Raw genomic sequence first — 23,294 nt, forward strand, 5'->3', positions numbered from 1 at the left:
CCCGCCTGCAAAAGACCATCTCCTCTTCCCGTAAACTTTCAAGACTTGCCTCATCACGAAAATCTAGCTTGGGTGAGCGTGGCTAGGGACACGTCCCCCTTGCGGTGACGCTTCCCTACCAAACCTTCCCCCCTTTATCCATGTCTGAAGACAATCCTACATTCGAAGTGCTGCCTGCGGAAGAAGTGGAGCAATTGCTGCCCGCCTATAGCCAATTGTCCTTTCTTGCCCAAGGCGGCATGGCGGCTGTTTACCGCGGGGTGCAGACTTCTCTGGACCGGCCCGTGGCCATCAAGCTGCTGCCCCGCGAGTTCGGGACCAGCGAATCCTTTCGCCTGCGCTTTGTGGCCGAAGGCAAGGCCATGGCCAAGCTGAACCACCCCAATCTTGTCGGCATCTTCGACTTTGGAGAAGTGGATGGCCTTCTCTATCTGGTGATGGAGTATGTGGAGGGCAAAACCCTGTATCATGACACCTATGGCACACAGGTTGATGAATACCGGGCGCTGGAAATTTGCGCCAAGGTCGCCGATGGGCTGGCCCATGCCCACGAGCACGGCATCCTGCACCGCGACATTAAGCCTGCCAACGTCTTGCTCAATGCCGAGGGAGAGCCCAAGCTGGGTGACTTTGGCCTCGCCGAGGAAGAGGAGCGGGCCGAGGGGGATGATTTGGTCTTCGGCACTCCGGGCTACACCTCGCCGGAGGTGATGGCCAATCCGGCTGCGGCGGACGAAAAGGCGGACATCTACGCCATTGGGGTGATGCTCTACGAACTGCTCACCACCCAGCTCCCCACGGACCCCTATCAAGCCCCCTCCCGAGTGGTGCAGAGCGATCCCCGCATCGACCCCATCATTGCCAAAGCAATTCAGCCCGACCCGACCTACCGCCACGCCACCGCACGCGAACTGGCAGAGCATCTCCATTCCGTGCTCGCCTCCATGAAGGCAGCCCCCCGGCGCCGATTAGCCACCGGCAGCCCCTCGGCCAGCCCGGCAGCAGTGAAAGTCGCCACTGGCGGCGCGCGCCCTCTGGTCACCCAGGCTGGTCCGGCCGCGGCCCTTCCCCCGCGCACTCCCCCCCGCAAGAAGTCGCAGACCGACTTTGTGCTCTTGCGGAATATGCTCATCATCATCGGCCTTTGCGTGGCCATCTTCGGAGCGTGGACCGCGCTCAAGCAAAAGGAGACCCTCACCGCCAAAGACAAAACCAAAAACGAGGAACTCAAGAAGCTGGAAGCCCGCAAGAAAGAGGCGGCCCGGCGCGCCGAAGCCAACCCCAATGGCTCCCTGAATGGTGGCACAATCACCACTCCTCCGGTAGCGAAAGAAGAAGCCCCTGCTCCCGCAGAGCCCGATCCCTTGGCCGGGCTATCCCCTGCCGAACAGCTGGCCGCACTGAAGGACCGCCTCGCCGCTGGCGATCACAGCAAGTTTCCTGAGGGGACCCGCCAGCGCGGGGCCTCGCACTACTTCTTGGTCGAAGAGCCCCTCTCCTGGTATCAGGCCATTGACTACGCCGAGCAGCATGGTGGACACCTGGCCATCGCCGCCAACCAAGACGACCTGCGCTGGCTCTCGTCCCACCTCCCCGACGGAAAAAACTCCTGGCTGGGAGCAGGAGCCATTGCGCGCAATGACTGGGCTTGGCAGGACCAGGAAATTCCCTTCAGCCTCGAAAAGCCCCGCACCAGCACCGGCACCGCCCTGATGGTGAATGCGGTCACGGTCTTGTGGGCCCGCCAGCCCGCCGAAGCCCAACCCTTCTTCATTCAATGGGACGAAGGCGACAAGGAGCCCCTGCGCGCCACCGAGCTCGCGACCATCGCACAGACCTTGGAAAGCAACAAACCAGTCTGGCCCGCGGGCACGGTCTCTTCCCTCGGCAAGCGCTACCTCATCCTGGCACAAGCGACTTCCCTCGCGGAGGCACTGGCCCAGGCCGAGCAAGCGGGCGGCACGCTGGCAGCAGCCAGTGACGAAATCGAAGGCAACTTTCTGCGGCAAATCACCAGCCAATCCGGGCTCTCTCACCTCTGGCTGGGAGCACAATATCGGGAAGGCAACTGGCAATGGCTCACTGGGGAACCCTGGGAATTCGCCCAGTGGAAAGAGGGCTTTCCCAAGGAAGATCCCGAGCTGGCCGGCCTCCTCGTCACTCCCGAGGGGTGGCAAAACGAGCATCCCGGAGAGCCGGTGGGCGGATTCATCATCGAGTGGTCCAAGGATGCCGAAGGGCTCTCCGCCCACGACTTGGCACCCAGTGCTCCCAGCGAGATGACCGTGCTTAAAAGCAAAGCGGTGGAGATGCTGCAGGAAAATCGCCGGGCCCACCTCAAGCGCATCGCCGACAACGTGACAGCCCAAGGCATGTCGCTCCGCCAATGGCTGCGCAATATTCCCAAGGAGGAGGCCACCACTCTGGCCGGGCGGTATGAAGCCTACCAAACCACCCTGGACCAAGCAGCTCCCTACCTCCCGGATCCCGCCGAAGTGACAGGTTTGCCAGCGGAAGCGATGAAAATTCTCCACCGCCACCATCAGCAGCAGAAGGACTACCTGGCCTCCTTCCATCAGGAAGCCGATGTCATCCGGGCTGCCTACCTGAAGCGGGCACAAGCCGAACACCAGAAACTGACCGAACGGGGGCTGAACTCCCGCTTGGCCACCCTGGAGGAAGAAATGGCCGCAGCGGGCACAGACGGAGAAAGCTTCGTCGCCCACATTCTGGGAGAATAGCCGCGCGGGCCTCAAGCGCCTCCCTTCATCGGGACGAGCGCTGCAGGCGACGGGGCTGGAACTTGTCCTTGGCCCGCTTTTCCTCCGTCCAATGCGGTCCATCAGCGGCATCCTCGCCATGGGTATCGAAGCGCAGACCCGCAACCGTGATGAAGACATGCCCGGTTCGCACCCAGATGGTGAGATGTTCCCCTTCCCCGGCCTCGCCGAAGGTCAGAAAGCCCTTTGAAGCTCGCACGCCCTTCATGACCCCCATTTCCCGCAGGAGGAAGCTGGCGGCCCCGGAGCAATCATATCCGGTATCCTCATAGACCCCGTGTCCTCCCCCCCACTTGTAAGGTTTGCCCACAATCTTGTTCCCGGCAGCGACTGCCTTTTTGACCATCTCAGGCGCATGCCCGGCAGCCTGGGCTTTGCCAGAAGGAAGAAGGGTGACCAGTGGGGAGGAACCTTCGGCCTGGCTCACCGAGATCCACGCCCAGAGAAGGCCAGCCACAAGAGCGAAACGAAAGAGAGTCTGCATGACACCCTATCGACCGCAAAAAGACGGCCAAAATTCAGAAAAAATGTCTCAGGAGGACCGCATCCAGTCCACCACCTGGGCCAGAGCGCGCCCCCGGTGGCTCATGCTATTTTTAATCTCACCGCCCAGTTCCGCAAAGGTCTTCTCATACCCTTCGGGAATGAAGTAGGGATCATAGCCAAAGCCTTCGGAACCACGGGGAGTCGGGATCAAGCGCCCCTCCACCGCCCCTGCGAACTCCGCCAGAGCCTGCCCCTCCCGGGCCAGCACCATCACACAACGAAAGCGCCCGCTGCGCTGGTCCTCCGGCACCTGGGGCAGCTCCCGCTCCAAGCGGGCATTGTTTTTCAGGTGATTGCCTTCCTCCCCTCCGTAGCTGGACGACCACACGCCGGGCTCTCCCCCGAGGCCATCAACCTCCAGCCCCGAATCATCAGCCAGCACCAATCCAGCAACCTCCCGGCTGATGCCGACCGCTTTCAGAGTGGCATTCTCGGAAAATGTGCTTCCCGTCTCCTCCACTTCGGGCAAAGCCACGCCTTCCGCTTCCAGCTCGTTCACATCCACCACCTCGCAAACACCCCGCAGCATTTCACGAATTTCGATGGTCTTCTTGCGATTGCGGGTGGCTACGATGAGGCGTTGATCGGGTGAGGCCGGGTCAGTCATGACCCTCACAAAGCAAAAGATGCCTTTTTAGGGAAATAAAATCGCCGGGCCGGGCGTCCTAGGGGGGATGAAAGCAATTTTGACGACCTTCACTCTTCTTTTGACCGCAGCCTTCGCCTTGGCAGAAAAAGAAGGCTGGACCACCGATTTGGAAAAAGCGTTCTCGGAAGCCAAAAAGAGCGACAAAGACGTGTTGGTGGAATTCACCGGTTCGGACTGGTGCCCGCCCTGCATCATGATGAAAAAGAACGTCTTTTCGAAAGAGGAGTTTCTCAGCAAAGCTAGCGAAGACTTCATCCTGGTGGAGCTCGACTTCCCCAATGGAGACGAAAAGCTGAAGGAAAAGAACATGCCCTACGCAAAAAAATACGCCATCGAAGGATTTCCGACTGTGATTTTGTTTGACTCTAGTGGTGAGGAATACGACCGCTTCTTCGCCTCGGCCCACCCCTCGGTGGAGAAGTTTCTCGCCCACCTCGAGAGTGCGCAGGCGGCCGCTAAAGAATGAATTTCCCGGTAATTGTTGTGTGTGTGTAAATGGTTCGGATTCCCCCCGAACCCTCATGGTAAGAAGCCCCGCTCGGTCTAGCCAAGACCGGGCGGGGTTTTCTTTTTTCTCCCGGGAAGGCCTGCTGTGAACTTGTCAACAAAGGGAAAATGGGCTTGAATAAAAGACGGTCCCCCAAGGGTCATACCCACCGACATGAAAGCGTTCCTCCCAATTCTGGCAGCCCTCCTCGCGCTGCCCCTCCTCTCCTCCTGTGTCGCTCCGACCGGATATGGGGTCACCTACAGCACCGGTAGCTACGGGGGCTACAACAGCTATGGCTCCAGCGTAGGCATTATTTCCACCTCCCATTCCCGTTGGGGTTATGATCCCTATTACCGGTCCTACTACGACTATTCTCTGGGCAAATACTACAATCTCGGCTCGGGGCGCTACTACAGCACCCTGCCCCGCCGCTACAGCACTCCCTATTATCCCAGTCACTATCGCCGTGGCACCGCCCTACGCTGTCCCACCAACCTGCCCCACCTCCATACCAGCTATCGCCGTCCCTCGGAGGGTTTTGTGAATACCAGCCACTCCCGCTGGGCCTACGACCCCTATCGACGCAGCTATTTTGACCGGCAGAACAATCGCTACTACGACACCTCGCGGGGGCGCTACTACGATTCCCTGCCCCAGCGCCACAGCAAGCCCTCCTACCCATCGGGCCACCGCTCGGGCAAACCCGTGCAAGTCCACAACCGCCTGCCCTACGTTAATCATCGCACCGAGAGCAATCACTCCCGCCGCGACCGCGATGATGATCGCAACCGCTATCAGCGCCCCACCCGCACGCAAAGTCCCGTCTTCCCCAACCACCGGAATCAACCCGGGCAGCAGACGCGGCCGGATGACCGCTACCGCTCCCAAAATCGTGACTTCACCCGCGAGGGGTCCAGCTCGTCCCGAAGCTATCCCCGCCGCTCGGCGAGCGAGCCCACCTTCCACACTCGGTCCAGTGTAAACCGCAACGATTACCGCAAGGAAGCCATCAGCCGCCAACAGGAAGAAGTGCGCCGCCGCGTCATTGAGCGCTCCCGCCCGACCCCCACCGTGCGCCCCCAAGCCAACCCCTCCCGCGAACGACAAATGCCCGCACGCCCGAGCCCGACGAATCGCAGTCAGGAGAATCGCCGCGAGCAACAGGCCAGACCCAGCCGCGAAAACAGCAACCGCAATGCCGACAACCGGAGCAACCGCTCCTCCCATGACAATCGCCAGCGCGGCCGCCAGATTTTTTAGGATTGATTGTTTTTTGGTCCAAGCCGCCTCTCTCCCGTCGAGAGGCGGCTTTTTTTTGCCCGGAAAAGGTGAATCCCGCCGCCTGAGGCTCATAAGGCTGGACTCCGGTTGTCCTCTTCTGGTTTGTTCCCCGCGAAATCATGTCTGACGAACGTTCCAAACCCTTTCCTTTCGACGAATTCGAACCCCGCTGGCAAAAGCGCTGGGCCGACGAAAAGACCTATCGCACCCCTGGTCCCGGCGAAGAGGGCTTCGATGCCAGCAAGCCAAAATACTTCGTCCTCGACATGTTTCCCTACCCTTCCGGCGCGGGACTCCACGTCGGCCACCCCGAAGGCTACACCGCCACCGACATCATCGGCCGCTACAAGCGCATGAACGGCTTCAACGTCCTGCACCCCATGGGTTGGGACGCCTTTGGCCTGCCCGCCGAGCAGTATGCCATCAAGACCGGCCAGCATCCCCGCGTCACCACCGAGGCCAATGTCGACAACTTCCGCCGCCAGCTGCAAGCCATCGGCTTCGCCTACGACTGGGACCGCGAGGTCAATACCACCGACCCCGGCTACGTGAAGTGGACCCAGTGGATCTTCCTGCAGCTCTACAAATCCTATTTCTGCGAAGAAAGCCAGAAGGCCCGCCCGGTGAGCGAGCTGGAGGAAAAAGGCTGGACCCGCGAGCAAATCGACGAGGTGCGCCTGGCCTTCATCCACGAAGCCCCCGTCAACTGGTCCCCCAGCATGGGCACCGTCCTCGCCAACGAAGAAGTCGAGGAATGGAAGGCCAAGGGCGAGACCGTCGAGCGCCGCCCCCTGCGCCAATGGATGCTGCGCATCACCAAATACGCCCAACGCCTCATCGACGAGCTCGAGCCCCTCGATTGGCCCGACTCCATCAAAGCCCTGCAGACCAACTGGATTGGCCGCAGTGAGGGAGCCGAAGTCGACTTTGAAGTTTCCGACCTCGAAGCGGAAACCATCACCGTTTTCACCACCCGTCCCGACACTTTGTTCGGAGCCACCTACATGGTCCTCGCCCCCGAGCATCCCTTGGTGGCAAAAATCACCACTCCCGAGCAAAAGGAGGCCGTCGCAGCCTACCAAGCGGCCTGCGCCAGCAAATCCGATCTCGAGCGCGGTGACCTGAACAAAGACAAGAGCGGGGTCTTCACCGGAGGCTACGCCCTCAATCCCGTCAACGGCGAAGCCATCCCCATCTGGATCGCCGACTACGTAATGATGGGTTACGGCACCGGCGCCATCATGGCCGTGCCCGCGCACGACGAACGGGACTTCGAGTTTGCGAAGAAATTCGAGCTCCCGATTATTCAGGTCGTCTCAGAGAATCCAAAGGGGAATGACGGCGGGACGCCGGAGCTCCCTGAAGCAAGCTCCGCTCCCGGCACGGCTATCAACTCCGGCTTCCTCGATGGCCTGTCCACTGCGGAGGCCAAGGCCAAGATGATCGACTGGCTGGAGGCCGAAGGCAAAGGCAAACGGCGCGTGAACTTCAAGCTGCGCGACTGGCTTTTCTCCCGTCAGCGTTACTGGGGTGAGCCCTTCCCTCTCCTTTGGGACAAGGAAACCGGCGAACACGCCCCTCTCCCCGAGGAAGAACTGCCCCTGCTGCAGCCCGAGATGGAGGACTTCAAGCCCACCGGCGATCCTCGCGGACCTTTGCTGAAGGCCACCGACTGGATCAACTACTCCGACCAATTCGAGCGCGAGACCAACACCATGCCCCAGTGGGCCGGGTCCTGCTGGTATTACCTGCGTTACTGCGATCCCAAGAACGAAGAGGCCTTCATTTCCAAAGAAGCGGAGCAGTATTGGAGTGGCGAAGATGCCCATGTCGACCTCTACATCGGCGGCACCGAGCACGCCGTGCTGCACCTGCTCTACGCCCGCTTCTGGCACAAGGTCCTCAACGACCTCGGCTACCTGAGCACCAAGGAGCCCTTCAAAAAACTGGTCAACCAGGGCCTCATCATGGGTGAGGACGGGCAAAAGATGTCCAAGTCCCTCGGCAACGTGGTCAATCCCGACGACGTCATCGAAGGCTATGGCGCGGACAGCCTGCGTCTCTACGAAATGTTCATGGGGCCGCTCGAGCAGGTGAAGCCCTGGTCCATGAAGGGCGTAGAGGGGGTCTCCCGCTTCCTGGCCAAGGTCTGGCGCTTGCGCGAAAAGGTATCAGTCGACACCAAACCCGATGACCTTCAGAAAATCACCCACGCCACCATCAAGAAAGTCGGTGAAGACATCGAAGCCCTCCGCTTCAACACCGCTATCTCGGCCATGATGGAATGCGTGAACGCCTACACCAAGGCCGAGGCCGTGCCGCAAGACCTCTTCCTCGACTTCCTGCGCATCCTCAATCCCTTTGCCCCCCACCTGACCGAGGAGCTGAACTCTCAGCTCGGTCAAACCGCATTGCTTAGCGAGCAAGCGTGGCCGAAATACGACGAAGCGCTCTTGGTGGAGTCGGAAATCACCATCATCGTGCAGGTGAATGGCAAGCTGCGCGCCAAGCTGCAGGTCCCCGCCGAGATGAGCAAAGGCGACCTCGAGGCCACCGCGCTGGCCGAGCCCAAGGTGCAGGCCCACACCGATGGCAAGACGATCCGCAAGGTCATCGTCGTGCCCGGCAAGCTGGTCAATATCGTAGCGAATTAATTTAAGCCCGGCCAAGGTGTTTCGTTTTCCTCAAATCCTTCGCAGAAATCGGAACACCTTACTTTCATCTTATTCTTAATCAAGAAAATACACCCCCACCAAAAATAGACGGGGAAAAATCACATGGAGGAGCCCGTATTACTGGGTAACTCTGTCCATCGTGCGTTTTTCCACCCAATCTTTTTTTAGCCCCCGCTTACGTCCGCTGGCCCTCGGGATGACCGGTTTGGCCCTGCCCGGCGCTTTGAGTGCCGAAGGAGCCATTGACTTCGGTCGCGATATCCAGCCTCTGCTCTCGGAAAACTGCTATTTCTGCCATGGCACCGACCCCGAGCATCGGGCAGCCGAGCTTCGTCTCGACAAGCGCGAGGCTGCGATTGAGGCCGGAGCCATTGTGCCGGGGCATCCCGAAAAATCCGACCTCGTCGCCCGCATTCTGACGACCGACAAGGACGACATCATGCCGCCCCCGGACTCGCACCGGACTCTTTCCCCCGAGCAAAAGCAGCTCTTGCAGGACTGGATAGCGGAAGGCGCGGAATACACCGAGCACTGGTCCTTCACCTCGCTCCCCGAGCCCACGGGCCGTTCGATCGACGAGATTGTGTCGACTCGCTTGGAGGAAGAGAATCTCACTCTCCTCCCCCCCGCCGAGCCCCACGTTTTGTTGCGTCGTTTGACCCTCGATTTGACGGGCCTGCCTCCCACCCCGGAGGAAGTGGCTGCTTTTTCCCCGGAGAAGATTGAGGAAACCATCGATCGCCTGCTGGCCAGTCCGCGCTTTGGCGAACGCTTCGCCACCCCTTGGCTGGATGTCGCCCGCTACGCCGATTCCTACGGCTTTCAGGTCGATAAGGACAACCGGGTCTGGCCCTACCGCGATTACGTCATTCGCTCGCTCAACGAGAACAAGCCCTTCGACCGTTTCATCCACGAGCAACTGGCAGGGGATCTTTTGCCCGATGCCAACGACGAGACCCGCCTGGCCACGGCCTTCTCCCGTCTACACCAGCAGAAGGTGGAGGGCGGCTCCATTCCGGAAGAATTCCGGGTGGAATACATCGCGGACCGGCTCCAGACCTACGGCACCACTTTTCTCGGGCTGACCATGGAATGCGCCCGCTGCCACGATCACAAATACGATCCCATCACCGCCAGGGACTACTACTCGCTCTTTGCCTTTTTCGACGACATCGACGAAGCAGGCCTTTACTCTTATTTCAATCCCGAGGCCACGCCCACTCCGGCCATGCCCCTGATGGACGAAGCGGACAAAGCGAAGCAGGTGGAGCTGGAGAAAAAGGTGGCTGCCGCCGCGCGCAAGGTGCAGCACCTCGCCCAGCAGGAGATGGCGGCGTCCGACGAGACCCTCGATCCAGCCGATCTCCCCGGCCAGCAGCTGCACCTCAGCTTTGATGATCCTGCGTCGGTGGGCCCGAATTCCTCGGTAGCTGGCAAGTTTGGCCAGGCTGCGCAGTTGACCGGAGACGATGCTATCGAGACCGACGTGGGCGACTTCGCCCGCGAGCAACCCTTCACCATCTCGACCTGGGTGCAGACCCCCGATGTGAAGGAACGCGCGGTCGTCTTTTCCCGCTCCAAGGCGTGGACCGATGCCGCCTCGCGAGGCTACGAACTCCTCCTCCTCGACAATCAGGTGCAGTGGTCGCTCATTCACTTTTGGCCCGGCAATGCCATCTCCATCAAAAGCAAAGAGGCCCTCGAACCCGGGCGCTGGTATCACCTCGCGGTGAGCAATGATGGCTCGTCCACTGCGGCGGGACTCTCCATTTTTCTCGATGGGAAAAAGGTGGAAGCCGAAGTGGTGCGCGATGAGCTCACCCGCCCCATCAAGGGTGGTGGCAATCCCCACATCCGCCTCGGGGAACGCATGCGCGACCGGGGTTTCAAGCAAGGACTGGTGGACGAATTCCGCGTGTTCAATCGGGAATTGAGCGCGCAAGAGATCACCGCTCTGCATGAAGCCAAGGCCTTGCCCGCCGACCCGGCGACCCGGCTCCAGCGGGAAGAGACTTACCAGGCCGCGCTGGCGGATCTGCAGCAGGCGCGCGCGGAGTTGAACCGCTTCATCGCCGGGATCCCCGAGATCATGGTCATGCGGGAAACGCCCGAGCCCAAGCAAGCCTACATTCTGGACCGTGGCGAATACAGCAATCGCGGCGAACCGGTCGACGCGGCCTTTCCACACTTTTTACCCGAGCTCAATCTCGCGCCCAGCAATGAGCACGCCCGTCAGCTCAATCGCCTCGATCTGGCGCGCTGGACGACCCATCCCGACAATCCCCTGACTGCACGGGTCACCGTCAACCGCTTTTGGCAAAGCCTCTTTGGCCGCGGGCTGGTGGGCACGGCGGAAGATTTCGGGATTCAAGGTGAGCGCCCCGAGCACCAGGAGCTCCTTGACGAACTCTCCGCCCGCTTCATCGCCGGGGGGTGGGACGTGAAAGCGCTGCTCAAGGAAATCGTCTCCTCGCGGGTCTATCAACAGCAATCGCTGGCCACTCCCGAGATGGCGGAGCGCGACCCCGAGAACCAGCTCTTGGCCCGGGGCCCGCGCCACCGCCTTTCAGCGGAGATGATTCGAGACCAGGCCCTCTATACCGCCGGTTTGTTGGTAGAGAAAGAAGGAGGCCCTCCGGTGAAGCCCTATGACCTCTCTGAAGCCTTCAAGCCCTCCGACCCGGATCGAGGCGAGGGCGTCTACCGGCGCTCGCTCTACACCTACTGGAAGCGGACCGCACCCTCGCCCGCCATGCTGGCCTTCAATGCCACCAAGCGCGAGGTCTGCATGCCCAAGCGAGATGTCAATTCCACCCCCCTGCAAGCTCTCGTCCTGCTCAATGGCACCCAGTTTGTGGAAGCGGCCCGTGTGTTGGCGGAGAAGGAACTGGCCAAGAGCAGAGACCTCACTGCCGTCATCCAGAGCCTCTACCTCATTCTGACCGCGCGCCAGCCCGACGCCGAAGAGCAGCGCATCCTGCGCCAGCTCTACGACGAACAGCTCGCGCACTTCCAGAGTCATCCCGAAGAGGGCAAGACCTTTTTGCAGACCGGACAAAGCGAGGTGAAAGCAGCCAGCCCCGAGTTGGCCGCCCTCACCGCCCTCACGCAGGCTCTCCTGAACCTGCACGAAGTGAACATCAAATCCTAACCTTCTCGTAGAAAAGCACCGACATGATTCTCAACCGACGCGACCTCCTGCGCACCACCACGATGGGATTCGGCACCCTGGCGCTGAACTCCCTTCTGCATGCGGAAAGCACGCCCGCGCCTCTGCCCCACCTCGTGGCCAAGGCCAAGCGGGTGATTTTCCTTTTCCAGTCCGGCGGCCCGTCCCAAGTCGATCTCCTCGACCCCAAGCCCTTGCTCAACAAAATGCACGGCGAGCAGTTGCCCGACTCGGTGCGAGGAGGCCAACGGCTGACCGGGATGTCCGGCAACCAGTCCTCCATTCCCCTGGCGGGCTCCCCCTTTGAGTTCATGCAACACGGCCAATCCGGCCAATGGTTTTCAGAGATTCTCCCCCACACGTCGGAAATCGCGGACGACATCTGCGTGGTGAAAAACATGTATACCGAGGCCATCAACCACGGCCCCGGGGTCACCTTCCTGCAAACCGGTTCCCAGCTGGCGGGACGCCCCTCGATGGGAGCCTGGATGCAGTATGGACTCGGCACTTCCAACAAGGATTTGCCCGCCTTTGTGGTGCTGGTGACCAAAAACAAGAGCGGCCAGCCCCTCGTCTCACGGCTCTGGGGATCGGGTTTTCTGCCCTCCGAGTATCAGGGCATTCGCTTTCGCTCGGGGAAAGACCCCGTCCTCTACCTCACCAATCCCGAAGGGGTTTCGCCAAAGGCCCGCCGACAGATGCTCGACCGCCTGGCCGAGCTGCACCAACACCAGCACGCCATGGCGGAGGAACAGGCCATTCTCGATCGCATCCAGCAATATGAGATGGCCTTCAACATGCAGTCCAGCGTCCCGGATGTCGCCAATTTGTCCGATGAGCCGGAATCCACCTTCAAGCTCTATGGCGAAGAGGCCCGCGACGCCGGCACCTATGCGGCCAACTGCCTGATGGCCCGTCGCCTGGCCGAACGCGGCGTTAAGTTCATTCAGCTTTACCACCAGGGCTGGGACCAGCATGGCGGACTGAAGGGCGGCATCATGAAGCAGTGCCAGGAGACCGACCGGGGCTCCGCCGCCCTGGTCAAGGACCTCAAGCAACGCGGTTTGCTGGAGGACACCCTCGTCGTCTGGGGCGGAGAATTCGGCCGCACCAACTACTCGCAGGGCAAGCTCAACGGCGACCAATTCGGTCGCGATCACCACCCCCGCTGCTTTTCCATGTGGCTGGCCGGGGGCGGCATCAAGGGAGGCACCTCCTTTGGCCAGACCGACGATTACGGCTACAATATCGTCAATGCCGACGGCGTGCCCATCTCCCCCACCAAGCATCACTACACCATCGATGCCACCCACGTGCACGACCTGCAGGCCACCATTCTCCACCTCATGGGCATCGACCACACGGCGCTGACCTACAAGTTCCAGGGACGGCGCTTCCGCCTGACCGACGTTCACGGCAAGGTGGTGGAGCCCATCTTGGCCTGATCAGTCCGTCAAGAGGTCCTCGAAAGCCGGGCTGGCGAACTCGCGGTAGCCCTCTCCCTCGCAAGCCACGAAGGTGGCGGCGAGGGCACGCTCCCGGGCCTTGGCCAGCCCTTCCTCTGGACCGAGCACAAAAAGGGCGGTGGCCCAAGCATCGGCAGCGAGACAGGTGGGAGCCAGCACGGAAACTGCACGGAGACTGGAGTGCGCGCTCTCCCCGCGCAACGGATCGATGAGATGATGCTGCCGCTTTCCGCCTTCCTTCCGGGATTGCACGGCGGTGCCGGAAGTCGCGAGCGAAAGCCCGCACAGAGCGACGCGCGTGGGAGGCAGACCCGAGGGCCCGCCACTCAGGGGATCGAGGTCAACCCACCAAGGAAGGCCTCCGGGCTTGATTCCACTGCCACGAAATTCCCCCCCGACTTCCAAGAGATAGTTGAAGATGCCCTCGCGCTCCAAGTGCCCGCCCACCCGGTCGAGGGCATAGCCCTTGGCAATGGAAGAGAGATCTAGGCAGCACGCCCCCTGATGCCGGGCCCTTTGCCCGGTTTCATCCAGCTCAATAGCCGACCATCCGGGAGAGGATGTCTCCCTTTCTGCCAAAAACAAATCAGGACCAAAGCCGCAACGACGCACGAGCTGACCCACACTGGGATCGTAGCGCCCCTCGGTCTCCGCGGCGAAAGCGAGGGCCTCTCGCAGCACGTGAAAAAACTCTGGCGAAAGCGGCCTCCACTCCCCGGCCGGAGCCTGATTGAAAAGAGTGAGCTCGGAATCCGCCGCATAATGGCTCATCTGCCGCACCACGAGAGCGAAATCGGCCTCGACCCATTGAAGCACTTGCCGCCGCGCACAGCCGGGAGGACGGAGAAAATGGAGCTTCCAATAGGTGCCCATGGTCTCGCCCTCCAGAACGGAAAGAGAGCCGGGGTCTCCGGCTCTCGCAGCGAGAAACCCCGGATCCAGATCACGCGGAATCACGACCCGGGGCTCTGTTTTCACAAGGATTCGAGTTTAGAGGGGAAGGACCTCGAAGGTCGCGGTGTAGGAAGCGCGCTGCTTGAAGGGCACGCCCTCTTTTTCGCCCGCCTCGGCGGAAATGCTCGCGGTCAGCCAGTAGCGGCCGGCTTCCTCAACGGTGAAGGAAAAGGTTCCTTCGCTGGTGGTCAGCCCTTCGATGGGATTGGGGGAATCGCGGAAGCGATCATTGCCCTTTTGCACGAAGACTTCCACTCCCTCGACGGGCTTGCCATCGAGAACAAAAGTGAAAGTGGCTTCTTCTCCGGTGAAGAGATCGTTCGGGTGACTGTCGGTGAACTTGATTTCCAACCCTTTGCCAGTGGGCTCCAGCGCTTTGGTGTCGGGCGCGCCATTGGTGACGTAGGTCACGGTCTTGGAGGAGGATTCGGTGAGCTCGATCCCTTCTTTCTCAGCAAGACCTTCGGCCTTGAACTCCTCGAGGTCACCCCGCCAGCGCTTGGCTTCCCCCTCTTCTTCCCAAGAAGCGAAGTAACCAAGACGGTCGCGATTGATGAGGTAAGTGCCTTTCTCCTCCAACTGGATTTCAAAGGAAGAACGGATGTGACCGTCATTCTCAAACTGCTTCTCCACTTCCGCGCCCGAGGGGCTGATCACCTTGATGGACTCGGTGCCCATGGCATGGTGATTAGGGAAAAAGAGATCATTGGAGATGGCGGCATCGAAGGAGACCCAGGGGCTGTCTCCGGAAAGAACCGATGTGGAGGGGAGAATCCACGCGCGGTGCGCGAAGAGAGAGGAAACGGACACGCTGAGGAGTGCGGTGCCTAGAACGACAGTTTTGATAGTGCTTTTCATTGGTTGAATTAGGATTGGGAGGGTTGCAGGGAGATGGGGCCGAGTTCGTTTTTGCCCACCACGGGCTCGTCCGATTGCACGGTCAGGGTTTCGCCATCCCAACTGAAGGGAATGGCCAGCATTTCGCGGCCGCCGACTTCGCGGGAGGCCTCTACGTAAAGCTTGTAAACTTTATCCGGAGCGGCAGGCAGCTTGGCGAGATAATCCTTGAGCGCCACCGAATGGGTGCCCGGGGGCTGGGTCGGACCGCTGAAGCCCTCCACGGGGAATTCGAGCGCGCGGCCCGAGACCCGCCACCACTTGCGGATGTCTTTGAGCCACTTTTCACCGCTGCCATTTTTCATGGCCACATCATACCAGAGGGCCACGTCCATCACGTGGTCACGCCCGTCGTCTTCGATCCAAGCGGCCACGTAGGGCCGGTGATACTCGGACACGTCGAGAGATGGAATCTCGATGACCAGTTCGTAGTCCCCGGCAAGGGAAACGGCCATCCCGGAGAGAGAGAGGAGGAATGTTTTTTTCATGAGAAAGAGAATCAGTGGATGAAGAACAGGATGAGCACGATGGGCAGAACGACCCCACCCGCAACAAGGGGCCAGGTGGAAGGACGTCGCTTGCAATGGACCCAGAGGAGGGCCAGTCCGGTGAGGGTAAAGATCACGCAAGCCACCGAGAAAATATCGAGATACCAAGACCAGGCGGTGCCGGTATTACGCCCCTGGTGGAGGTCATTGAGAAAGGAAACCGTGCCGCGATAGGTCTTTTCATACTCCACCTCGCCCGTTTCGCGATCGATGAGCAACCAGGCGTCCTGACCGGGTCGAGCCAGGGTGAGATAGATTTCATACTCCGACCACTCGGCTTCCTTACCTGCCACGGGCGTGCCCAGCTTTTTGGAAAGATCCTTGGCCAGTTCCTTGGGCAAGGGGGTGTTTTCCTCATACTCCAGCCCCGCCAAGCTGGCTAATTGAGACTCGCTCAGCTCCAGCTTCTCATTAGTGACCTTGGGCTTCACCTTGATGTCCTCCGCGTGATTGAGAGTGATCCCGGTCACCGCGAAGAGAAGCATGGAAGCCAGACAAACCGCACTACTGACCCAGTGCCAGAGATAGAACTGCTTGGTGAAGATGGTCTTCAGCTTCTTTTTTTTCTTGGGCCGAGGCGGACGGACCGAGGAGGTGACCGGCGTGGGCGCGGAATCTATCGGAGCTGGTTTGGTGGAAGGAGAGGACACGGGATGGCGTTGCGACGGCGAAGACCAAAAGACATCGCGAGGTTTTTGTCAATTTTTATTGCTATTGAGACTCACTCTCACTATGACGCGCCCAGCCGACCGCCATGGACTTCACCGCAATCCCCTCCGACGCCGTCTCGCTCATCGACTATGAGCGGATGGCGAGCGGGCGCCTGTCCGCCGGGGTTGCCGCCTATCTGAATGGAGGGGCAGCCGACGGCCAGACCGTGCAGGCAAACCGGACGGCCTGGCAGCAGGAAAAAATTGTGCCCCGCGTGCTTCGAGCGCAGGAAATCGCCTCTTTTCGGAGCGAGCTCTTCGGACGCGAGTTGAGCAGCCCCCTTCTCATTGGCCCCACAGCCTATCACCAGCTCTTTCATCAGGATGGGGAGCTCGCCACCGCGCAAGCCGCGAGCCTGGCCAAAGTGCCCTACGTGGTCAGTGCCCAGGCCAGCCGTCCTCTGGAAAGCATTGCGCAAGCCGCTCCGGAGGGTTCCCGCTGGTTCCAACTCTACTTGCCCGAAGACCGTGCTTTCGCCCAAGAACTGGTGCATCGGATCGAGGCCGCTGGCTACGAGGCTCTCGTTCTGACCGTTGATGCTCCCGTCAATGGCATCCGCAATGACGAACAGCGGGCCAACTTCCAACTCCCTCCGGGAATCTCGGCGGTGAACTTGCCGCAAGGTCGTGCGGCGGCCATCCCGACCTCGGCGATGGACGCCGGCTTTCGCCAAAGCTTGCCCACCTGGGAGCATGTGGCCTGGCTGAAGTCCCTGACCAACCTTCCCCTTTTGCTCAAAGGCATTCTCCATCCTGACGATGCCGAGCAAGCCCTGTCCCTCGGGGTGGACGGCCTCATTGTCTCCAACCACGGCGGACGCACTCTCGATCAAGTGATCAGCACCCGCGAAGCCCTTGCCAACATTGTCACCCGGGTGGCCGGACGCGCGAAAGTCCTCGTCGACGGCGGCCTCCGACGCGGCACCGATGTCTGGCAAGCACTGGCCCTGGGGGCCGATGCCGTGCTTCTGGGCCGCCCCATTCTCCATGGTCTTTCCGTCGCCGGGGCGGCGGGCGTGGTCCATGTCCTGAAACTTCTCCAGCACGAATTCGAAGTCGCCCTCCTTTTGAGCGGGGGACTGCCTTCCTCCATTTTTCCAAACAAGCACTCATGAGCACACACAAAGACAAAGAACTGCCATCCTCCTTGCGCCACGCCTCCAACCGCCGCACCCACCAGGTGATGGCCTCCAGCCTGGCGGGCGCCATGCTGATGGCTCCCGGAGCCAACGGACAGGAAACGCCCGTTGATCTGGGTGCCTCCACTGTGGTTTCCGAAGAGGAAGCCGCCAATGACACGCTCCAGCCCCAGCAACTCTCCTCCCCCCGCTACAACCAACCCTTGGTGGAAATTCCCAAGACCATCTCGGTCATCCCGCAAGAGCTCATCAAGCAGCAGAACGCGGACACCATTGAGGATGCTCTGCGCAACGTGCCCGGCATCTCCCTGACTGCGGGCGAAGGCGGCGCACCTGCCGGCGACCAGCTCTACATCCGCGGCTTCGATGCCCGCAACGACTATCTTGTCGATGGCATCCGCGACCTCGGTGGCTACGTGCGCGACTCCTTCAACTACGAACAAGTCGAGGTCTCCAAAGGCCCCGGCTCCACCGATACCGGCCGCGGATCCACTGGCGGCTCGGTGAACCTTTCCACCAAAACTCCTCACTTGGAACAAGGGGGCTCCCTCTCCGCCACCATCGGCACCGAGAGCTACTACCGCGGCACCCTGGACTACAACCAACCCTTCGCCGCCAACAGCGCCTTCCGCCTGAACTTGATGGGGCAGGACTCCGACGTGCCCGGGCGGGACCACGTGGAGAATGACCGCTGGGGCATCGCCCCTTCAATCGCCTTCGGCATCGATACCGATTTCGAGGCCGTCTTCAGCTACATGCACTTGCAGCAGAACAACGTGCCGGACTTCGGTCTCCCGTGGATCAACAGCCAGTGGCCCGAAGGCGTCTCTTCCGGCAACTGGTATGGCCTCCTCTTCCGCGACTACGACGACACCCAGACCGACATCTTCACTGCCGAGTTCACTTATCACGTCCACGAAGACCTGACCCTGCGCAGCATCTCCCGCTATGGCCGGGTGGACCGCGAGTCCTCCCACACCTCGCCGCGCAACCGGGTGGCTGGCGAGACCGTGCGCCGCAACGACGTCAAGGCCCGCAATCAAGTAAACGAAGTCTGGGCCACCGCGCTCGACGTGAACTACTCTTTTGACCTCTTTGGCATGCAACACGCCCTCGTTGCGGGGGTTGATTTCACCTTTGAGCGCGAAGACCGCAACCGCCTCGTGGAATCGAATTCCGGAGCCGCTCCCGATACCGATCTCTTCGATCCCAATCCCCACGAAAGATACGCCACCAATTACACCTTCAACGGTGAAACGATTGGCGAAGTGGAGACCTTCGGCATCTTCCTCTACGACACCATCGACCTGAATAGCCAGTGGTCCCTCTCCGGCGGCGTCCGCTATGATCACATCGAATCTGATTACTCCGGCGAAGTTCTCTCCGGACGGGGTGCAGGTGCCTTCGACTACTCCCGCACTGACAACGTCTGGAGCTGGCGGGGAGCCATCAACTACAAGCCGACAGAAAATGGAAACATCTATTTTGCAGTCGGTTCTTCCATCAAGCCTTCCATTGAAGGGCTCTCGCTCAACGCCGACTCCGAGGATTTGGACCCGGAGGAAAGCATCAGCTACGAACTGGGCACCAAGTGGAATCTCCTCGACAATCGCCTCACCGCCACGGCCGCTCTGTTCCGCACCGAGAAGACCAATGCCATTTCCAATGATCCCTTCACCGGCGACCCTCGCCTCGCTGGCGAACACGTGGTGCAGGGTGTCGAGCTCGGCTTGACCGGAAACATCACCGACCAGTGGAGTGCCTACGCAGGCTACGCCTTCATGGACTCTGAAATCACCGAGTCCCTCGAAGTCGACGAAGAAGGACAAGCTCTCGAGGACACCCCCGAGCACAGCTTCTCAGTCTGGACCACTTACGATGTCACCGAAAAGCTCTCCCTCTCGGCCGGTGCCCGCTACGTGGGCACGATCGAAAATGGAGCCAAGGAATTCGGTGACTACTGGACTGTCGACCTCGGAGCCAGCTACGCCTTCACCGACGATATCACCATGCAGCTGAACGCCTACAACGTCTTTGACGAGGAATACATCGAGAAAGACGGGGGCGGCCACTTCGTTCCCGGTCAAGGTCCTTCCGCGACCATGTCGGTGAGCTACCAATTCTAGTCTGTCGACTACCCTCCCCCCTGCCCCTGCTCTCGACATTTCCGAGGGCGGGGGCTTTTCTCCCTCCCACCCTTTTTCCGAATCATGATTCTGCAAATTCCCGACGTCTTTCCCCCGGAAGGAGTGAAGAAAATTCGCGCCCTCCTCGAGCAAGCGAACTGGATCGATGGTGCCAGGACCGCTGGCGGCCAGGCGGCCAAAGCCAAGCGCAATGAGCAGCTCGACGTTCATGATCCCCTCGCCAAGCAACTCGGTGACGACATCCGCAAGGCTCTCGGGAGCAACCCTCTCTTTCTCTCGGCCGCTCTTCCCCGGCAAATCCTCCCGCCCATGTTCAACAAATACGCGGGCGGCGGCACCTTCGGCACCCACGTCGACAACGCCATCCGGCACATTCCCCAGACTGGCCAACCCATCCGCACCGATTTGAGTGCGACCCTCTTTTTCTCCGAGCCCGAAAGCTACGAAGGCGGGGTGCTCCACATCGAGGACACCTACGGCACGCAAGAGGTCAAGCTCCCGGCCGGCCACCTCATTCTCTATCCCTCCACCAGCCTGCACCACGTCACCCCCGTGACCCGGGGCGAGCGCCTTTCCTCCTTTTTCTGGATCCAAAGCATGGTGCGCGACGACATGCAACGATCCTTGCTCTTCGATCTCGATTCCTCCATTCAAGAACTGGCCATGGCCGCGCCCCAAAACGAGCAAGTCTCGGCCAGCAGCGTCAAGCTCACCGGCATCTATCACAACCTCATTCGCCAATGGGCGGAGGTGTAACTCCTTCCCTTTTTCCTACCTATGAAGCACCTTTTTCTTTCCCTTCTCTGCGCTGCTCCGCTCGCGCTGGTCCCCGGGCTGTCAGCTCAAGATGACGAGGTCACGCCCGAGGATCTCGTCGCCCAATGGCTGAAGACCGAGCGACTCATTGCTCAAGAAGCCGCCGACTGGAAGGCGGAACAGGCCCACACCGCCCAACTCCTCGCCCTCTACGAAGACGAGCTCGCCCTGCTCGACGAAGAGCTGGCTCAAGCGGGAAAGAATGCTCCCACTGTGGATGAGGAAGCGGAAAACTTGAAAGCCCGCATCGCCGCCTCCGAACAAGCCCGCCGCGAAGCCATTCAATTTCTCGCTCGCCTCCAGCCCCGCGTGGTCGCGCTCTTCGCCCGCTTTCCCCAGCCCTTGCAAAAGCAGCTGGAAGACGACGCCTTTATCCTCGAGCGCGAGGTGAATAACGAGACCCTCGACGAGACAATGCGCGCGATAGTGAAAATTCTTCAGGAAGCAGGCCGTTTCAACCGCAGCTATGTCTTCGAAGAACACCTCATCAGCCTCAAAGGTGAGGACCTGCGCGCGAAGGTCATGTATCTCGGCTTGAGCCGGGGCTTTTTCCTGGCAGGCAAACGAGCCGGTAGCGCCACCCCCGGCGACGAAGGCTGGGTCTTCCGCGAAAATGACAAGCTCGCCAACACCTTGGAAAAGGCCTTTCTCATTCAAGAAAAGCAAGTGCCCTCCGCCCTGATCGAACTCCCTCTCCAACGCTAGTTTCCCGACCTCGCCATGTCCGTTTCCAAAATTTGCCTCTTTCTCCTCGCCACGCACTGGGCCACCGCCCAAAGCCAGCTCACCAGCGAGGTGCAAAGCGACCTCGCCTCCGCCCAGGAACGCCTCCTCGCCCAACGCGAAGAGACCGCGGAAGCCAAACAAGCACTGGGGGCCACCCTCACCGAGAAGCAGAACGAGCTCCTCGTCAAGCGTCGCCAGGCCAGCATCGCCCGCCGCACCCAGGCCGATAACGAAGCCTTTCTCCGCTCGCTGCGCAACAAGGACTTCGCTTCCACCGGCGCGGTGGAAGCTCTCAATGAAACTCTGCGTGGCTATGGCATCCAGCTGCAAACCCGTCACCTGCCCGGCGAGCCCGCCGACCCCCGCCTCGAGAGCGCTTTCAACCAAAACGAGGATCCCAGTAGCGCTCTAACCGAGCGACTGGCCTTACTCGAACTCGGTCTCGATCGGTTGGAAGACGCCCTCGGCGGACGCACCACCCCGGCGGAGGTCACCACTGACGAGGCCGAAATCGTCTCCGGTGAAGCCATCGAATTCGGTCCCGCCCGCTGGTTCGTCTCCGCTGACAAATCCCAAGCCGGCAGCTACACAATTTCGAAGTCCGGTCAAGTTGCCACCCTCGATTCCGGTGACCAAAAGACGGCGCTCGCCCTGCAAAAAGGGGAAGAAGCCACCGCCACCCTCGACATCACCGGCGGCAAGGCCCGCGCCCTCGCCGCCATTCGCTCCGGCCCGCTCGACCTCATCAAGAAGGGTGGAGCCTGGGTCTACCCCATCCTCCTCCTCGCCGCCGGAGCCCTCTTCTGCGCGGTGCGCAAATTCCTCGAACTCCGTCAGGTGCAAGAGCCCGGCGAGACCTGGCTGCAAGAAGTGGTCTCCCTCTTCCAAAACGGGCGCACTGAGGAGGCGGTCGCCCGGGCCCGGGAAGCCCAACACCCCATCCGCCGAGTGCTGCCCGCCGCCATGGAGGTGGCCGGGAGCAATCTCGAAATCGCGGAGGACATTCTCTTCGAACACATGATCACGGTGAAGGAGCATCTCCGCCGCTGGCTGCCCTTCATCGCCGTCACCGCCGCCACCGCTCCCCTCCTCGGCCTCCTCGGCACCGTCTCCGGTCTTATCCGCACCTTCCGCGTGATTGCGGTGGAAGGCACGGGGGAAGCCCAGTCCATCTCGGGCGGCATCTCCGAGGCCCTCATCACCACCCTCTTCGGCCTCTCGGTGGCCATCCCGGCCTTCATGGCCCACGCCCTGCTCGCCCGCAAAGCCAAGGGCATCGAACAGAATACCGAGCGCATGACGCTGTGTTTCCTGAACCACTTGCGCAAACAGCGATGACCTCCATCCTGCAAAAGCTCCCCCTCGAATTGCAGTCCGTCCTCGACCAGGGCGGGCCCATTCTGTGGCTGCTTCTCCTGCTTTGCATCGTCCTTTACAGCATCCTGACCTCCACTTGGCTGGGGCTCTTTGAAGTGAAAAAGGCCATCAAAGGCCTCGACCTCACCCTGGCCCACGAACGTTGCGAAGAGGAGGTCCGCTGCGATGTCGCCCTCTTCGAGCTCGACAAGCTCGCCTGGGTGCGCCGCCGCATCCCCGTCCTCTCCGTCCTCTGTGCGCTGGCTCCCCTCGCCGGGCTTCTCGGCACGGTTTCCGGCATGCTCAGCACCTTTTCCGGCATGGCTTCCCAGCACGCGGCCAAGCCCATCGACGCCATTTCCTCCGGCATCTCCGAGGCCCTCCTCACCACCCAGGCCGGCCTGCTCATCGCCATCCCCGCCACCCTCATCTTTGCCCTCCTGAAGAGTCAACTCGCCCACGTCCACCACACCCTGGAACAGCACGCCTGCCAGACCGTGGTCCAACTAAAAACACCCCAGCCATGAAGTATTCCCGCCGATTTTCCGAAAGCGAAGAAGGGGAAACCCAAATCGATATCTCTCCCCTCATCGACATCGTTTTCATCCTCGTCATTTTCTTCATCGTCACCACCGTCTTCAACAAAGAGGTCGGCGTGGAAGTGAACCGCCCGCCCCAGGTCGCCTCCGCCAAATCCCTCGACCGCGATTCCGTGATGCTCGCTCTCACCGATCAGGGCCAGGTCTACTACGGCGGTCGCAACATCGGCTTCGATGGCATCGAAAGCGTGATCTCCGGCGTGCAGGACGGCGGCGATCCCATCCCCGTCATTCTCATTTGCGACACCGCCTCCCAGGCCGAAGGCATCACCAAGGTGATCAACGCCGCCAACCTGGCCGGGGCCAGCTCGGTCTCCATCGCCACCCAAAAGTAAGAAAGGAATAT

Annotated in this window: 19 protein-coding genes; 13 read left to right on the plus strand and 6 right to left on the minus strand. The window is 60.8% G+C overall.

Annotated features, from left to right (window positions below):
- Positions 1–140 precede the first annotated feature (140 nt).
- Entirely contained in the window at positions 141–2,741 is a 2,601-nt protein-coding gene (locus JIN78_RS08690; protein WP_200391568.1) for a protein kinase domain-containing protein, read from the plus strand.
- A gap of 25 nt (positions 2,742–2,766) precedes the next feature.
- On the opposite strand, the gene JIN78_RS08695 is transcribed toward JIN78_RS08690, so the two are convergent.
- Together JIN78_RS08695 and rdgB are read right to left on the minus strand one after the other, a co-directional pair.
- On the minus strand, positions 2,767–3,264 hold the full coding sequence (locus JIN78_RS08695; protein WP_200391569.1) for an NlpC/P60 family protein: 498 nt from the start codon (positions 3,262–3,264) through the stop codon (positions 2,767–2,769).
- Positions 3,265–3,312: 48 nt separating this feature from the next.
- Positions 3,313–3,933: an RdgB/HAM1 family non-canonical purine NTP pyrophosphatase gene (gene rdgB / locus JIN78_RS08700; protein ID WP_200391570.1), complete on the minus strand. Its 621-nt coding sequence runs from the start codon at positions 3,931–3,933 to the stop codon at positions 3,313–3,315.
- 67 nt (positions 3,934–4,000) lie between these two features.
- Here rdgB and JIN78_RS08705 point away from each other — a divergent pair, with 67 nt between their 5' ends.
- The 5 genes from JIN78_RS08705 (at position 4,001) to JIN78_RS08725 (ending at position 13,035) form a co-directional block, all read left to right on the plus strand.
- A complete protein-coding gene (locus tag JIN78_RS08705; RefSeq protein ID WP_200391571.1) occupies positions 4,001–4,441 on the plus strand; it encodes a thioredoxin family protein in 441 nt (146 codons plus the stop codon).
- Between the two features lie 195 nt (positions 4,442–4,636).
- Positions 4,637–5,725 carry a hypothetical protein gene (locus JIN78_RS08710; RefSeq protein WP_200391572.1) on the plus strand — a complete coding sequence of 363 codons (1,089 nt, stop codon included), beginning with the start codon at positions 4,637–4,639 and terminating at the stop codon, positions 5,723–5,725.
- Positions 5,726–5,865: 140 nt separating this feature from the next.
- Positions 5,866–8,400 carry a leucine--tRNA ligase gene (gene leuS, locus JIN78_RS08715; RefSeq protein ID WP_200391573.1) on the plus strand — a complete coding sequence of 845 codons (2,535 nt, stop codon included), beginning with the start codon at positions 5,866–5,868 and terminating at the stop codon, positions 8,398–8,400.
- 217 nt (positions 8,401–8,617) lie between these two features.
- Positions 8,618–11,572 carry a DUF1553 domain-containing protein gene (locus JIN78_RS08720; RefSeq protein WP_200391574.1) on the plus strand — a complete coding sequence of 985 codons (2,955 nt, stop codon included), beginning with the start codon at positions 8,618–8,620 and terminating at the stop codon, positions 11,570–11,572.
- Positions 11,573–11,595: 23 nt separating this feature from the next.
- Positions 11,596–13,035, plus strand: coding sequence for a DUF1501 domain-containing protein (locus tag JIN78_RS08725; protein ID WP_200391575.1), 1,440 nt, complete (start codon positions 11,596–11,598; stop codon positions 13,033–13,035).
- Here the strand turns inward: JIN78_RS08725 and JIN78_RS08730 are convergent, their stop codons facing one another.
- From JIN78_RS08730 to JIN78_RS08745, 4 genes are read right to left on the minus strand one after another with little or no spacing between them, the layout of a single operon-like run.
- Positions 13,036–14,034 carry an FAD:protein FMN transferase gene (locus tag JIN78_RS08730; protein ID WP_200391576.1) on the minus strand — a complete coding sequence of 333 codons (999 nt, stop codon included), beginning with the start codon at positions 14,032–14,034 and terminating at the stop codon, positions 13,036–13,038.
- Between the two features lie 12 nt (positions 14,035–14,046).
- A complete protein-coding gene (locus JIN78_RS08735) occupies positions 14,047–14,868 on the minus strand; it encodes a DUF4198 domain-containing protein (RefSeq protein ID WP_200391577.1) in 822 nt (273 codons plus the stop codon).
- Between the two features lie 8 nt (positions 14,869–14,876).
- On the minus strand, positions 14,877–15,395 hold the full coding sequence (locus JIN78_RS08740; RefSeq protein ID WP_200391578.1) for a DUF2271 domain-containing protein: 519 nt from the start codon (positions 15,393–15,395) through the stop codon (positions 14,877–14,879).
- Between the two features lie 11 nt (positions 15,396–15,406).
- Positions 15,407–16,075: a PepSY-associated TM helix domain-containing protein gene (locus tag JIN78_RS08745; RefSeq protein ID WP_377173805.1), complete on the minus strand. Its 669-nt coding sequence runs from the start codon at positions 16,073–16,075 to the stop codon at positions 15,407–15,409.
- Between the two features lie 134 nt (positions 16,076–16,209).
- Here JIN78_RS08745 and JIN78_RS08750 point away from each other — a divergent pair, with 134 nt between their 5' ends.
- The 7 genes from JIN78_RS08750 to JIN78_RS08780 all read left to right on the plus strand — a co-directional run bounded on the left by JIN78_RS08750 (position 16,210) and on the right by JIN78_RS08780 (position 23,283).
- Entirely contained in the window at positions 16,210–17,280 is a 1,071-nt protein-coding gene (locus tag JIN78_RS08750) for an alpha-hydroxy acid oxidase (RefSeq protein ID WP_200391580.1), read from the plus strand.
- Positions 17,277–19,430: a TonB-dependent receptor gene (locus JIN78_RS08755; protein ID WP_200391581.1), complete on the plus strand. Its 2,154-nt coding sequence runs from the start codon at positions 17,277–17,279 to the stop codon at positions 19,428–19,430. Before JIN78_RS08750 ends, JIN78_RS08755 begins: the two co-directional genes overlap by 4 nt.
- An 84-nt stretch (positions 19,431–19,514) precedes the next feature.
- On the plus strand, positions 19,515–20,207 hold the full coding sequence (locus JIN78_RS08760) for a Fe2+-dependent dioxygenase (protein ID WP_200391582.1): 693 nt from the start codon (positions 19,515–19,517) through the stop codon (positions 20,205–20,207).
- 21 nt (positions 20,208–20,228) lie between these two features.
- A complete protein-coding gene (locus JIN78_RS08765; RefSeq protein WP_200391583.1) occupies positions 20,229–20,972 on the plus strand; it encodes a DUF3450 family protein in 744 nt (247 codons plus the stop codon).
- Between the two features lie 15 nt (positions 20,973–20,987).
- Positions 20,988–22,331 carry a MotA/TolQ/ExbB proton channel family protein gene (locus tag JIN78_RS08770; protein ID WP_200391584.1) on the plus strand — a complete coding sequence of 448 codons (1,344 nt, stop codon included), beginning with the start codon at positions 20,988–20,990 and terminating at the stop codon, positions 22,329–22,331.
- The gene (locus JIN78_RS08775) at positions 22,328–22,876 is read left to right on the plus strand and encodes a MotA/TolQ/ExbB proton channel family protein (RefSeq protein ID WP_200391585.1); all 549 of its coding nucleotides are present in this window, start codon (positions 22,328–22,330) and stop codon (positions 22,874–22,876) included. Before JIN78_RS08770 ends, JIN78_RS08775 begins: the two co-directional genes overlap by 4 nt.
- Entirely contained in the window at positions 22,873–23,283 is a 411-nt protein-coding gene (locus tag JIN78_RS08780) for an ExbD/TolR family protein (protein ID WP_200391586.1), read from the plus strand. Before JIN78_RS08775 ends, JIN78_RS08780 begins: the two co-directional genes overlap by 4 nt.
- Positions 23,284–23,294: the final 11 nt, after the last annotated feature.

Source organism: Roseibacillus ishigakijimensis, assembly GCF_016595415.1.
GTDB lineage: Bacteria > Verrucomicrobiota > Verrucomicrobiia > Verrucomicrobiales > Akkermansiaceae > Roseibacillus > Roseibacillus ishigakijimensis.